Source organism: Flavobacterium cheongpyeongense, from assembly GCF_003202435.1.
GTDB classification, from domain to species: Bacteria; Bacteroidota; Bacteroidia; order Flavobacteriales; family Flavobacteriaceae; genus Flavobacterium; species Flavobacterium cheongpyeongense.
The window spans coordinates 107,389-121,230 of record NZ_QJHK01000014.1; the positions used below are offsets into that span (position 1 = coordinate 107,389).

The window sequence follows — 13,842 nt, forward strand, 5'->3', positions numbered from 1 at the left end:
TCAGAAATTATAAGGTTTTTAATTTTAGTAAAAGTGAGTTTTGTGAAAGAAAGAATCTTAACGAGATGAAATTATATCTTAGAAAATTGATAGCAAATAAGGATACTATTAACGGAATTAAAGTGCACTATGATTCCAAAACAGATTATGATGTTTTTATCAGGACTATTGATTTCAATTTCTTTAGGCTATTTCGGAATTGTATTTATCAACATTTTTGCCTTAGTAAAATTCAATAAAAACCAATATTACAATCAAAAATAGTATATTTGATAATCGAATATAATTGATGCAGATGAAAAAATATTTAAAATATATAGCCTTAGTAATTATTGGATCTTTAGCGAGCTGTAAAGAAGAAGTTCAAAAACCAAAAGTGACTTATGATACATCTAATAAAACAAGTACTTTAACTAAAACAGATTCAACGCAAATTGAAATAGCTGATTTGCCTATCCAAATGGAAGGTACAGATTATTTGATTCATCCTGTCGGAGATTTAAGAGTTTTTGAAAAAGGAACAAAGGTACGGTATGGATCATCGAGTGTAAATGATGTCAGTTTTACTATTTCTAATTTAGGCGAATTTGAGATTACAGGTTATCTGCAAAATTTGAAATTTCAAAAGACCGATTCAGATTCTATTAGACCGTTATCTGATAAACCGATTTTAATTTTAACAGCGACTTATTTAAAAACAATTGCTGATAAAACACAAAACAAAATCATGGTTTATACCCTTACAGACTCTGATACCAATAAAGACGGTAAGATTGATACCAGTGATATTAAGACACTTTATTTAAGCAGTATCAGCGGAGAGAATTTTACAAAAATATCGGCTGATCTTCAGGAATTAGTAGATTGGAATTTAATTGAGTCTAAAAATCGTTTGTATTTTAGAACTATAGAAGACACCAACCAAAATGGCCAATTCGATAAAAATGATGTTTTGCATTACAATTATATAGATTTAGGTTTAAAAAATTGGGAAGTGAAAAATTATAAACCTATTTAAGGTTCTAAGATTTTGTCAACAGATAAAATGATTTTCCTGCTGTGGACGGAAAGGAAAACCGTGTAGAAATTTTTAAAATTCTATACGGTTTTCTTTATTCTAAAAAAGAGGAATCTTTTCTAATCCTCTAATATATTGTTGGAAAAAACGTGAGGATTAAAAAATCAGATCAAAATATCACTTTCTAAATCTGATTTTTCTATTTCTAATCCAAAACCTAAACGCTCTACCAGTTCAATTACGAGTTTTTTATACCAGTTCTCCGACTTGGGATGAATGTATATCTTTTCAATTAATTCATTAACGTCAATGTTTATTTTTAATCCTTCATTTAGTTTCAAATTGCTTTGGGAAGTATCTGTAATAATGCGGACTTCACGTTCATATTGAAAACTTTTTCGTTTGAACAAAAACGGAAAAAATAAATCATCAAACGGAATGTATTCTTTTTTATAGTCGATATAATTTACTTCACCAATATACTGATCAAAATTGTTCTCAGGATTTACTGCCCTTTGAAGCCTTCCAATCGTTGACTGGATTGCTAATCCTTCACTGTTTTGTGTAAAAATCTGCCACATGGCATACGATTCATATTCGTTAATGTGCCAGCTGCTGACGGCTACTTTTTCACGATGTGTTTTGTAGTAATTTAAAAATTCAGGATTGTCAATAGCCAGCTTTTTGATTTCTTCAAACGTTGGTTCGCTAAAAGTGCCTTCATACTGATCTTCAAACTTATCAGAGCGTGACATGAATAATTTTTTCGAAAGCAATAAATCAAGAAATTTAGATAAGTCAAGGTATTTCCAAACGATGGTGTCAGGATTATCGGGGAGTTTAATATTTGGGTTGTTAAGATACATTTTGAGAGAATTAAATGATTTATTCTGTAACGAACCTAAAGTTATAAAAATAAAAACAGATTAAGGAAACTGGACTTGGTTTTAATATTTCCTTAATCTGTATGAATGTCTGCTGTTAGAACAATTGAATCTTAAGATTCAAACGACTGCATAGTTACAAGCTTATTATAAGTTCCGTTTTGTGCAATTAATTCATCGTGAGTTCCCTGTTCTACAATTTTTCCTTTTTGCATTACTACAATTATATCCGCTTTTTGTATTGTAGAAAGACGGTGTGCAATCACAATCGAAGTTCTGTTCTGCATCATGTTCTCAAGGGCAACCTGAACAAATTTTTCGCTTTCGGTATCTAATGCTGATGTTGCTTCGTCCAGAATCATAATTGGAGGATTTTTAAGTACTGCTCGTGCAATCGATAAGCGTTGTTTTTGGCCTCCTGATAATTTATTTCCGCTGTCGCCAATGTTAGTATAGATTCCCAAAGGCAATTCTTTTACAAATTCAAAAGCGTTTGCGATTTTTAAAGCTTCAATAATTTCATCATCTGTTGCGTCTAATTTTCCTAAGGCAATATTAGCTTTAATGGTGTCATTAAATAAAATACTGTCCTGAGTAACCAATCCCATTAATCCTCGAAGAGATTGCAGATTCATGTCTTTTATATTTACTCCGTCAATAGAAATTGTACCGTTGGTCACATCATAAAAACGGGTTAGTAAATTTGCAATTGTGCTTTTTCCGCTTCCGGATTGTCCCACCAGTGCAACAGTCTGACCTTTTTTAATCTGAAGTGAAAAGTCTTTTAAAACCGTTTCATTTTCATATTTAAAATTAATATTCTGAACACTTATGTTGTTGTCAAAAGATGTTTTTTCAATAGCATTTTCTTTAGAAGTGATAGTGTTTTCCTGTTCAAGAATTTCCAGTACACGGTCAGCTGCTGCATTACCTCTTTTTACGGCGTAAGAGGCTTTTGAAATTGATTTAGCGGGTGTAAGAATGTTATAAGCCAGTCCCATATAGGCAATAAATGATGCTCCGTTTAATGTTTTCTCTATTAAAACCATTTGACCTCCATACCATAATAAGATTGCAATAACCATAATTCCCATAAACTCACTCGCAGGTGAAGCCAGGTTTTGACGATTTCCAATGCTATTTGATAATTTAAAATAACGTTCTGTTGAATTTTGAAATACAGTATTAAAGTAGTTCTCAGAATTGTAACCTTTTACCACTTTCAACCCGCCAATGGTTTCTTCAATAGTTGATAAAAAAGTTCCTTGTTCCTGTTGTGCTTTTCCTGATTTTTTTTTCAGTTGTTTACCAATTAAAGAAATAATGTATCCGGAAATAGGAATAAAAACAAAAACAAAAAGTGTTAGTTTCGTACTAATGGCAAACATCATTCCAATCGTAAAAACAATGGTTAAAGGTTCTTTTACGATAAGTTCTAAAATGGCCAAAAAAGAAGTTTGAACTTCATTAACATCTGCTGATATTCTTGAAATCACATCACCTTTTCGCTTTTCTGAAAAAAAGGCTAAAGGTAATTCCAGTGTTTTTTTATACATAGTATTACGCATGTCTCTTAATATTCCATTACGTAAAAAAGTAATGAAAAACATGGCTAAATAATCGAACAGGTTTTTCAATAAAAAGATAGAGATTATCACAGTAACCATGATTGAAAGCGTATAACCAACACCAAAAGTATCTGTAGTATTGGTAATAAAATAGCTTAAATAATTTTCACCATATTTTTTAAGTTCCCAAATACCTGTGTAAATAGGTTTAGTAGTATTTCTTTTGGTTTGGTCAAATAAAACCTGAATCATCGGAATTAAAGACACAAAAGAAAGGGTACTAAAAAGTGCATACAAAACATTAAAAAAGATGTTTAAGTAAGCATATTTTTTATACGGATATAAAAAAGGAAGTATTTTTTTGAAATTACTCATTTAGGTGTTTTTTTACCATTAAAACCCGATAGCTTGTTTAAACATATCGGGTTTTGAAAAAATGGATATAATTTATTAATTCAATTGCATATCTGCAATGATATTTTGTATTTTTTGGTCTAAGAAACTTTCGGCAGCATCAAAATCTTCAACCGATTCTAATTCAGCATTTACACTAATGTAGAATTTAATTTTTGGTTCAGTACCGCTTGGTCTTGCGCAAATTTTAGAACCGTCTTCTGTATAATAAATCAAGACGTTTGATTTTGGCATGTCCATTGTGGATTCTTCACCTGTCAATAAATTCAAAGCAATAGACGACTGATAATCTTCGACCATTATGACACGTTGGTCATTGATTTCTTTCAATGGATTTTCTCTTAAATTAATCATCATCTGATTGATTTCTTCCAAACCTTCGATTCCTTTTTTAGTCAGTGAAACCAAAAATTCTTTATAAAAACCATTTTCAACATACAATTGCAAAAGTTCTTTGTAAACAGAGCTTCCGGCAGCTTTTGCCTGAGCCGCAACTTCACAAATTAATAAGGTTGCAGCTACGGCATCCTTATCTCTTACAGCATCACCTACCATAAAGCCAAAACTTTCTTCACCACCGCCAATAAATTGAAGTTCAGGAAAATCTTTAATCATTTTAGCAATCCATTTAAAGCCGGTCAGACCAACTTTGCATTCAACGCCATAACGTGTTGCCAGTTCCATAATCATTGGTGTTGAAACAATAGTAGACCCAACGAATTGTTTTCCATTGATTTTGCCAGCTTTTTTCCATTGTTTTAAAAGGAAAGAAGTCATCAAAACCATTGTCTGGTTTCCGTTAAGCAAAATCATTTTGCCTTCGTTATTACGAACAGCTACACCTAAACGGTCACAGTCAGGATCAGTTCCTACTACAATATCAGAATTGGTTTTGTCTGCCAATGCCAACGCCATAGTCAATGCTTCCGGCTCTTCAGGATTAGGGGATTTTACAGTAGGGAAATTTCCATCTGGCACAGCCTGTTCAGGAACAATATGTACATTTTTATAACCAGCCTCTGATAAAGTATCGGGAACTGATTTTATTGAAGTGCCGTGTAATGAAGTAAAAACAATATGCAGATTATCCTTTGCTTCAGCCGGAGTATTAAAACTTGCGTTTTCAATAGACGATTTTACAAAAGCCTTATCTATTTCTGTATCAATATAGGTAATCAGACTTTCGTCAGCATTAAATTTAATTTTGTCGTAGGTTAAACTTTCAATTACCTCAATAATTGCAGCATCTTCCGGAGGGACAATTTGTCCTCCGTCTTCCCAATATACTTTATATCCGTTGTATTCTGGCGGATTATGAGAAGCTGTCAAAACAATTCCGCATTGGCATCCTAAGTATTTAAGAGCAAATGACAATTCTGGTGTCGGTCGTAAATCTGAAAACAAATAAACCTGAATTCCGTTGGCAGAGAAAACATCGGCAACAACCTTAGCCAAAGTATTACTATTATGACGACAATCATAAGCAATAACTACTTTTACTGGTTGATTTGGAAAAGCTTCATGCAAATAATCTGAAAGTCCCTGCGTGTTTTTTCCAAGCGTATATTTGTTGATTCGGTTGTTACCAATTCCCATAACGCCACGCATTCCTCCAGTTCCAAATTCCAGATTTTTATAAAAACTTTCTTCAAGTTCTTTAGGCGATGTAGTCATTAATTCCTTAACCGCAGCTTGTGTTTCGTTATCAAATGTGGGTGTTAGCCATTCGTTTACGGCGCTTAAAATAGTAGGTGCTATATTCATGTAAATGTTTTTTTAATGTTTAAAATAAAGATAGGAATTTTTCAGGAGCTAATCCTGCTGTACACTATATCTTTTGTAGTCTCGTTACAAACGAGACCACAAAAGGATGCCGTTCCCATCAGGGCTAGTGCTTTACGTTAAAAATTAACCTCCCGCGATACTTTATAACGGACTTCATTGTTTTTGGTTCGCAAAATAATTTCGCCTAAGAAACCTGCTAAAAACAGCTGAGTTCCCAAAATCATAGTTGTCAAAGCAATATAAAACCACGGATTATTTGTAACCAGAGTATATTTCATTCCGGTGTACAGATGGTATAGTTTTGAAACACCAATGTATCCCGCAGCTAAAAATCCAATGATAAACATAAAAGAACCAATGGCACCAAATAAGTGCATCGGTCTTTTTCCGAATCTCGATAGAAACCAAATCGTAATCAAATCAAGGAATCCGTTTATAAAACGTTCCATTCCAAACTTGGTTTCACCGTATTTTCTGGCCTGATGAATTACCACTTTTTCACCAATTTTGCCGAATCCGGCATTTTTAGCCAAAACCGGAATATAGCGGTGCATTTCGCCTGAAACTTCAACGTTTTTTACGACTACATTTCTATAAGCTTTTAAGCCGCAGTTAAAATCATTTAATTCAACTCCCGAGGTTTTTCTGGCAGCCCAGTTAAATAATTTTGAAGGCAGGTTTTTTGCTACAACAGAGTCGTATCTTTTTTTCTTCCAGCCAGAAACCAAATCATATTTTTCTTTGGTTATCATATCATACAATCCCGGAATTTCATCCGGACTGTCCTGTAAATCGGCATCCATCGTAATAATAACATCACCTTGAGCCTTTGCAAACCCTGCATGCAAAGCCTGTGATTTACCAAAGTTTTTCATAAAACGAATTCCTTTTACATTCTGGTTTTCGTTAGAAAAACTTTCGATAATATTCCACGAATCATCTGTACTTCCATCATCTACAAAAATGATTTCATAAGAGTAATTGTTAGATTGCATCACTTTAATAATCCACGAATAGAGTTCTTTTAGTGATTCCTCTTCGTTGAGAAGCGGTATAAGTATAGATAAATTCATTTATATTTTTATTCTTGTGTAGTTTTGCTTTTAAAAAATGCTGCGAAAATTAATCCGAAAATGCAGCTGATAACAATCGCAAAAACAGATCCTTTAAGTAATTCAATAGTTGAGTACGGATTGCTTAATTTCATTTTATCAATAGTTCCATTAATGACGGAAGCTGGTGATCCAAATTTCTGCATCATATTTACCGTATATTTAATCATTAATTCGCTTAAAGTATCTTTTGCAGAGGGGTCGATAACATTAAATAAAAGAACATTGAAAGAAGTAGAAATCAAAATCCCGATTACTGCTGCTATAAAATAAGTAGTAAAAGCATCTTTAAAAGAGAAAACGCCATTTAATTCTTTTTTTGTTTTCGAAAGCAGAATGATAGATATTGTTATGCTTATTGCGATACCGATTAGTCCCATCCACCATGCAGTAAATAAGTTTAAATCAATCGAATATATTGTTGCAGTAATTAAAGTCGATGCAATTCCAATCATTACACCATAAGTAATCCCGTTTTTCTTTATAACTTCATTAATCATATTTTCTATATGTTTTAAAATTAATCCACAAATATAGCAATTCCCAATATATTCAGTAGAAAAAAGCTTTTTGAATTTAACTAAAAAAAAGTCTGTTAAAGATTTGATTATTAAAAAAGAATTGTAAATTTGCACACTCAAAAATAATTAAATTTTTAAACAAAAAGAGTATTGGTTCTTTACACCTTTTTCTAACCATGAAAAAGCTTCAAAATGAAAATGCTCCAAAACAATAAATAAAAAGAAAGATGAAAAAAGGAATCCACCCTGAAAATTACAGATTAGTTGCATTTAAAGATATGTCAAATGATGATGTTTTTATCACTAAATCTACTGCAGATACAAAAGAAACAATTGAAGTTGACGGAGTTGAGTATCCAGTTGTAAAAATGGAGATTTCAAGAACATCCCACCCTTTTTATACTGGTAAATCTAAACTTATTGATACGGCAGGACGTATTGACAAGTTCAAAACCAAATATGCAAAACACGCTAAAAAATAATAGCTGTTTTTCTTCATACAAAGCCTTCCAATCCGGGAGGCTTTTTTTATATTAACTGCAAAGAACACTAAGAACTAGTGCAGGTTCGTAAAGTTGTATAGGAACCTTGCTACTTAACACTTCTGTTAAATGCTGCGTTAAAGGCTTTGCTGTTAAGAATATACTATAACAATGATAGTATAAAGACACAAATAAAATATTTGTAACTTTGATCCTGATAACCAAATCAGGATTTTAACAAGTACCAAATTTATTATTTATGAATTACATTCTTTTTGACGGTCCCGTTAGAAATGCTTTACTGCCTTTTACTTTTACCAGACCCGTGGCTGATATTTTAATAGGAATCATGACGATTCGTCAAAAATGGGAATCACGTTTGGGTTCAACCATTACTACAATTACCGAAGAATATTTGTCTTCAAAATTTCCGATGGTGGAAATGGAGGAAAATGTGATGATAAATGCAGCATATTTACCCAATGAGACGCTTGCTGAAATGATTTCTGATTTAAAGGAAAATCAGGCCATTTTTAAAGGCGATGATGTAATCGCTTTTTTTACTACCGAAAATCAGGAAGAAGTGGATTTTGATTCGTATGAAATTATTCAGTACAATGATGATTGTTTAACAGTGGAGCATACCTGGGATATTTTCTCTAAAAATGATGCCGCAATCCGTGCCGATTTTGAGTATTTGACTGAAGATCGGAAATCACAGCCAATTCCCCAAAGTGTAAACGTTATTGCACCGGAAAACATATTTATTGAAGAAGGAGCAAAATTAGAGTTTGTCACTCTTAATGCTTCTACTGGTCCTATATATATAGGTAAGAATAGCGAAATTATGGAAGGAACCGTAATTCGTGGCCCTTTTGCTCTATGCGAGAATGCACAAGTTAAACTGAATGCGAAAATTTATGGGGCTACAACGGTTGGACCCGGATCGAGAATAGGAGGGGAAGTTAAAAACGCTGTCCTCTTTGCAAATTCAAACAAAGGACATGATGGTTTTTTAGGTGATTCTGTTTTAGGTGAATGGTGTAATATTGGTGCCGATTCGAATAATTCAAACCTGAAAAACAACTATGAGGAAGTGAAGTTGTGGAGTTACGAAACAGAAGGTTTTGCTAAAACCGGACTTCAGTTTTGTGGCTTGATGATGGGAGATCACAGTAAATGCGGTATCAATACGATGTTTAATACCGGAACAGTGGTAGGGGTGAGCGCCAATATTTTTGGAAGTGGTTTTCCCCGTAATTTTGTTCCAAGTTTTTCCTGGGGCGGAGCTGCTGGTTTTACGACTTATATTACTAAAAAAGCTTTTGAAACTGCCAAACTGGTGATGGGAAGAAGAAATATTGCGTTCGATGAAACAGAAGCAGCAATCTTAGAACATGTTTTTGAAGAAACTAAAAAATGGAGAAAAGATTGATTAATCACATAATAAAAAGATTGGTAATTAGATGATTTTACGAAACCTGATAGTTAACCTGTCGGGTTTTGTTTTGTTTGGAGTTAAGAAATGATCTAATTGCACATTTTCTAATTCTTGAAATTATCTAATTATCTAATTGCCACATTCTCTAATTAAATCTATCTTTGCACCACGAAAAAAATGGGTAGTCAGATAAAGGATTAACCGATTAAACAAATTCACAAAAAGTAATGATTACAGTTAACGATATTTCGGTTCAGTTTGGTGGAACTACACTTTTTAGCGATGTTTCTTTTGCTATTAATGAAAATGATAAAATTGCCCTTATGGGTAAAAATGGTGCCGGAAAATCGACACTTTTAAAGATAATTGCAGGTCAAAGCAAACCTTCTACAGGAAATATTTCAGCTCCAAAAGAGGCGGTTATTGCTTATCTTCCTCAACATTTGCTTACAGAAGACGGTGCCACAGTTATGGAGGAAGCGTCAAAAGCTTTTGGTGAAATTTTCAGCATGAAAGCCGAAATCGATGAAATCAACGAGCAATTAACAATTCGTACGGATTATGAAAGTGATGCTTACATGAAATTGATCGAAAGAGTTTCTGACTTAAGTGAGAAATTCTATGCAATTGAAGAAGTAAACTACGAAGCTGAGGTAGAGAAAATATTAGTTGGTTTAGGTTTTGAAAGGGAAGATTTTGCACGTCAGACTTCAGAATTTTCAGGAGGATGGAGAATGCGAATTGAACTTGCTAAAATTTTATTAAGAAAACCGGATTTGATTCTTTTAGATGAGCCTACCAACCACATGGATATCGAAAGTATTCAATGGCTTGAGGAATTCCTTATTAATCAGGCAAAAGCAGTTGTGGTGATTTCACATGACAGGGCATTTGTGGATAATATTACAAACCGAACTATTGAAGTTACAATGGGAAGGATTTACGATTACAAAGCCAAATATTCTCATTATTTAGAATTAAGAAAAGACCGTCGTGTTCATCAGCAAAAAGCATATGATGAACAACAAAAAATGATTGCTGATAATCGTGCTTTTATTGATCGTTTTAAAGGAACGTTTTCTAAAACAGATGCCGTTCAGTCCCGTGTAAAAATGTTGGAAAAGTTAGAAATTGTTCAGGTTGATGAGGTAGACACTTCGGCTTTGCGTTTAAAATTCCCACCGGCAGCACGTTCTGGACAATATCCTGTTATTGTTAAAGAAATGTCTAAATCTTATGGAGATCATGTGGTTTTTAAAGACGCAAACATTGTAATCGAGCGTGGTCAGAAAGTTGCTTTTGTAGGAAAAAATGGAGAAGGAAAATCAACCATGATTAAAGCGATAATGAAAGAAATCGGTGTTGATTCCGGAAGTGTCGAAATTGGACATAATTCTCAAATTGGATATTTTGCTCAAAATCAGGCAGCACTTTTAGATGAAAATGCTACTATTTTTGAAACTATTGATAGTATTGCAGTTGGAGATATCAGAACGCAGATCAAAAATATTTTGGGAGCCTTTATGTTTCAGGGTGACGATATTACCAAAAAAGTAAAAGTACTTTCGGGGGGAGAAAAAACACGTTTGGCGATGATTAAATTATTACTGGAACCTGTAAACCTGTTGATTCTGGATGAGCCTTCGAATCACTTGGATATGAAAACTAAAGACATCATTAAAGATGCTTTACGTGATTTTGACGGAACATTAATCTTGGTTTCTCACGACCGAGATTTCCTTGACGGATTAGCAACTAAAGTTTTTGAATTCGGTAATAAACGCGTGAAAGAACATTTTGAAGATGTTGCAGGTTTCTTAGCTCATAAAAAAATGGATTCTATGCGAGAAATCGAAAAGTAATATTCGTATTCGTTTTTCTTTTGTATAAAAATGCCCCAGACAGTCTGACTTTTTGGGGCATTTTTTATGTTTTTCGCTTTTTAAAATTCTTTAGGACTTTCTATAAACATTTCTCTTCCAAAGCGACGCATTGCTTTTGAATCTGTGAAATAAGGAAGTCTTTGACCTTTCTCAGTTTGTATTCTTTTTCCGGTTGAACCTGTAATTTTCGAGATTGCAATATTTAGTAAAGGCTCAGATGCATTACCCAAAATCCCATAGCTGCTTACATATTCTTCTTGCGCAAAAGTAGGTGTTAATCCACTTGTATAATCTCCAAAATTTTGAGCATTCGTAATTTTAAATACTAAAGGCTGCATCGCATATTTATGAGTAGGATTTACTTTTATTTTTGTTAGGGTCTCTGAATCATAAACTGTAAAAGAACCAACATTTTTGCCTACAGTTGTTTCTCCAATTTGCACTACATTGATATACGGCTTCAAACCATTTATAACCAATTCACTGGCTGAAGCTGTGCTTTCAGTCGTTATAATATAAACCGTATTTAAATTTAAACTATTTAGTGTGGCTTCGCTATTTGTTTTGTCGGTAAATCTTTCATTTAATGATTCTAATTCATCGCTGGTTAAGCCAGTCATTTGTTTGGTGTTATATTGTCTTTTAGAAAACACCTGTCCGTTAAATTGCCCTGTAATCATACTTGCCAATAACGTTGCAGAACGAACAGAACCTCCGCCATTATACCTTAAATCCAGAACCAGGTCTGTAACACCGCCTGTTTTAAGTTGTGCAAAAGCCTGATTTAGCTCATCATCATATTCTGCATAAAAACCATTATACATTAAATAGCCTATTTTGTGGCTTCCAGAAGTAATTACTTTATTGACTAAAATTGGATTTTCTTCTAAAATAGTTTTTGTCAATGCGACTGATTTCCCATTTGAGACTATAGCGCCATTGCTGTTAAACTCAGCTAAATTTAAAGTATAGCTATCTGAATCCAATAACAACTTTTCGTAATTTGAAACTGTAAGCTGTGTTCCGTTAACTTTTGTGAACAAATCGCCACGTTTAATATCTTTTTTTGAAGCGTCTGAGTTAGGAATGATATATCGAATATATCCTACCAAATTGTCTGACCCTTTTTCTATGTAGCTCAGCCTGAAATCAATACCTGGGTTTTTTGTAATTCCGTTTAATTCCTGTTCTAAAACAGTATAGTCATCTACAATCCAGCTAAAACGATCGATTGCGTCCCCATTCGGATATTTGCTCTCCGGTTTGTTTAATAAATCCTCAAATAAATCTTCCGGTTTTGAATATCCTTTCAAAAAAGAATCAAAATCCTCCTGACTAGCAAAACGGTTATCTGCTAAATCAGGAACATCGTCCTGCCATAAATAAACTTCATTCAATCCTGTCCAGATAAAATTATTTATTTCTAATTTTTGTAAGGCACTGTACGTTTGCTTGTCAACATCATCCTTATCATCACAAGATTGCAAACTAAATGCAACTAAAAAAAAGTAAACGAGGCTTCTTAATATATTTTTCATAAAATAGGGGTTTCAATATAGTATAAACGTAAAAATAGTACCTTTAGTTTTAACTATAAAAAAAATATAGTTTTTTTACTTGCCTTGTAACAAAAATAATACTGTCTCGTCTTGACTATATAAGCTAACCAACCATTTTTGATTCATAAAATGACTGACAGTAAAATTTTCAAAGCATTGATTAATAATATATGAATTACATATAGCAAATCAAAACAAAAAACCAGATATGAACCAGGTCGTATTTATAGAATTAATAAATCCTTTTAAAGACAAAGTTTTTCGTCTGGCAAAAAGATTATTGACAAGTACAGAAGAAGCCGAAGATGCAACTCAGGAAGTAATGGTGAAATTATGGAACAAAAAAGACAATTTAGACACATATAATAATATTGAAGCTGTGGCGATGACCATGACAAAAAATTATTGTCTGGATCAGTTGAAATCTAAAAGAGCTGATAATCTTAAAATTGTACATAATAATTTTACAGACAGACAGCCTCAGTTAGATAAAAAATTAGAGGATGCTGACAGTCTGGAATGGGTGGGGAAAATAATCGGTCAATTACCGGAACAATTACAGATATTAATCCAGTTGCGCGATGTTGAGCAATATGAATTTGAAGAAATTGCAAAAATTGTCAACATGAACGAAACGGCTATTAGGGTAGCACTTTCAAGAGCACGAAAAAAAATACGGGAATCAATGATTAATACACACAGTTATGGAATTAAATAAAATAGAAAATAGACTAGAAAAATACTTTCAGGGAGAAACTTCTGTTGCTGAAGAAAACGAATTAAAAGCATATTTTTCTTCGCCAAATGTTGCGCAGCATTTAAAGCAATATCAGTCGATTTTTGGATATTTTTCTCAGGAAAAAGAACAAAAAATGACGCAGGAGATTCCACTACAAACTAAAAAACGAAATGTGACGTGGTTATCAATTGTGGCTTCAATTGTATTTTTACTGGGAATCGGGAGCTTTTATTATTTGAGTAACAATAGTACAAATGCTGTCGTGGCAAAATCAGAATTAGGGACATACAATAATCCTGAGGAAGCTTTTGTTGCAACGCAAAAAGCTTTGGCTTTATTGTCAAACAATGTGAATGCAGGTATAGAAAGCGTACATTATATTAAAGAGTACGAGCAATCTAAAAATAAAATTTTTAAACAATAAACTTAATTTAAC

Annotated in this window: 12 protein-coding genes; 6 read left to right on the top strand and 6 right to left on the bottom strand. The window is 33.1% G+C overall.

Going from position 1 to position 13,842, the window contains the following annotated elements:
• The first annotated feature begins 295 nt into the window (after positions 1–295).
• Positions 296–1,018: a CREC-EF hand family protein gene (locus tag DMB65_RS15535; protein ID WP_110307583.1), complete on the top strand. Its 723-nt coding sequence runs from the start codon at positions 296–298 to the stop codon at positions 1,016–1,018.
• Between the two features lie 164 nt (positions 1,019–1,182).
• Here the strand turns inward: DMB65_RS15535 and DMB65_RS15540 are convergent, their stop codons facing one another.
• The 5 genes from DMB65_RS15540 to DMB65_RS15560 form a co-directional block, all read right to left on the bottom strand.
• Positions 1,183–1,884 carry a hypothetical protein gene (locus tag DMB65_RS15540; protein ID WP_110307550.1) on the bottom strand — a complete coding sequence of 234 codons (702 nt, stop codon included), beginning with the start codon at positions 1,882–1,884 and terminating at the stop codon, positions 1,183–1,185.
• 131 nt (positions 1,885–2,015) lie between these two features.
• On the bottom strand, positions 2,016–3,845 hold the full coding sequence (locus DMB65_RS15545; RefSeq protein WP_110307551.1) for an ABC transporter ATP-binding protein: 1,830 nt from the start codon (positions 3,843–3,845) through the stop codon (positions 2,016–2,018).
• A gap of 75 nt (positions 3,846–3,920) precedes the next feature.
• Positions 3,921–5,648, bottom strand: a complete 1,728-nt coding sequence (locus DMB65_RS15550) for a phospho-sugar mutase (RefSeq protein ID WP_110307552.1) — start codon at positions 5,646–5,648, stop codon at positions 3,921–3,923.
• Positions 5,649–5,785: 137 nt separating this feature from the next.
• A complete protein-coding gene (locus DMB65_RS15555; protein WP_110307553.1) occupies positions 5,786–6,742 on the bottom strand; it encodes a glycosyltransferase family 2 protein in 957 nt (318 codons plus the stop codon).
• Between the two features lie 8 nt (positions 6,743–6,750).
• Positions 6,751–7,281: a DUF4199 domain-containing protein gene (locus DMB65_RS15560; RefSeq protein WP_110307584.1), complete on the bottom strand. Its 531-nt coding sequence runs from the start codon at positions 7,279–7,281 to the stop codon at positions 6,751–6,753.
• A 248-nt stretch (positions 7,282–7,529) separates the two neighbouring features.
• Here DMB65_RS15560 and DMB65_RS15565 point away from each other — a divergent pair, with 248 nt between their 5' ends.
• The 3 genes from DMB65_RS15565 (at position 7,530) to DMB65_RS15575 (ending at position 11,087) form a co-directional block, all read left to right on the top strand.
• Positions 7,530–7,784, top strand: coding sequence for a type B 50S ribosomal protein L31 (locus DMB65_RS15565; RefSeq protein WP_011921626.1), 255 nt, complete (start codon positions 7,530–7,532; stop codon positions 7,782–7,784).
• A gap of 259 nt (positions 7,785–8,043) precedes the next feature.
• Complete coding sequence (locus tag DMB65_RS15570; RefSeq protein ID WP_110307554.1) at positions 8,044–9,219, top strand: GlmU family protein; 1,176 nt, start codon at positions 8,044–8,046, stop codon at positions 9,217–9,219.
• A gap of 233 nt (positions 9,220–9,452) precedes the next feature.
• On the top strand, positions 9,453–11,087 hold the full coding sequence (locus DMB65_RS15575) for an ABC-F family ATP-binding cassette domain-containing protein (RefSeq protein WP_110307555.1): 1,635 nt from the start codon (positions 9,453–9,455) through the stop codon (positions 11,085–11,087).
• An 80-nt stretch (positions 11,088–11,167) separates the two neighbouring features.
• Here DMB65_RS15575 and DMB65_RS15580 read toward each other — a convergent pair whose 3' ends face one another.
• Entirely contained in the window at positions 11,168–12,646 is a 1,479-nt protein-coding gene (locus DMB65_RS15580; RefSeq protein ID WP_110307556.1) for a S41 family peptidase, read from the bottom strand.
• Positions 12,647–12,875: 229 nt separating this feature from the next.
• On the opposite strand from DMB65_RS15580, the gene DMB65_RS15585 reads away from it, so the two are divergent.
• Together DMB65_RS15585 and DMB65_RS15590 are read left to right on the top strand one after the other, a co-directional pair.
• The gene (locus tag DMB65_RS15585) at positions 12,876–13,385 is read left to right on the top strand and encodes an RNA polymerase sigma factor (RefSeq protein WP_110307557.1); all 510 of its coding nucleotides are present in this window, start codon (positions 12,876–12,878) and stop codon (positions 13,383–13,385) included.
• A complete protein-coding gene (locus tag DMB65_RS15590; RefSeq protein WP_110307558.1) occupies positions 13,372–13,830 on the top strand; it encodes a hypothetical protein in 459 nt (152 codons plus the stop codon). Before DMB65_RS15585 ends, DMB65_RS15590 begins: the two co-directional genes overlap by 14 nt.
• The last annotated feature ends 12 nt before the right edge of the window (positions 13,831–13,842 follow it).